General features: G+C 36.3%; 1 protein-coding gene. It reads left to right on the top strand.

The genetic code is table 11. The annotated features are described in order from the left end of the window. Window positions 1-303: 303 nt before the first annotated feature. Complete coding sequence (locus tag AC1DRF_RS31750; RefSeq protein WP_477742794.1) at window positions 304-546, top strand: spore germination protein; 243 nt, start codon at window positions 304-306, stop codon at window positions 544-546. The last annotated feature ends 19 nt before the right edge of the window (window positions 547-565 follow it).

Raw genomic sequence — 565 nt, 5'->3', positions numbered from 1 at the left:
ACCTAGAGGTTTCTACAGGTCAATTTGCTAAATTAGTACATGTACCATGTATTAAATAAGTTGTTCGGATAAAAAGAAGGCTTGAGCCGTATGACGGGAAATCTGTCACGTACGGTTCTTAGGGGGGCGGGCGCTCGTGAGAGTGCCTGCCTACCCGACTTAACTAAAAATGAGCATCGTATTTCAAATAAGAAATAGAGAAGTTTTTAAAATTTTGGTTTGTTTTAAGTATTAATTTTTCACACTTAGGCTTGCATTATCATAATATGTACCTACTAAACTGAAGAAAAGGGTGGGATAGCAATGCCAGGGTTTATTAGCATTGGAACTGCGAGAATTAATAGTACTTCTAGTAATGGGTCTACGAATTTTGGTGAAGTAATTCATAATGGTCACACAGCACATACTAAGTCAACTGGAATAAATAGAACATATGGTGACATTTCTTTTTCTTCAGCTAGGATGAAAAATACTCATATGGATTCAGATATTAGTGATCAAACAGCTATTGCAAATCTTGATGGAATAAATGGAACCCAACAGTAATGATGGTGGAGATAAAACC

Source organism: Priestia sp. P5_B4 (genome assembly GCF_056400385.1).
This window is presented reverse-complemented; position numbering and strand designations above follow the sequence as displayed.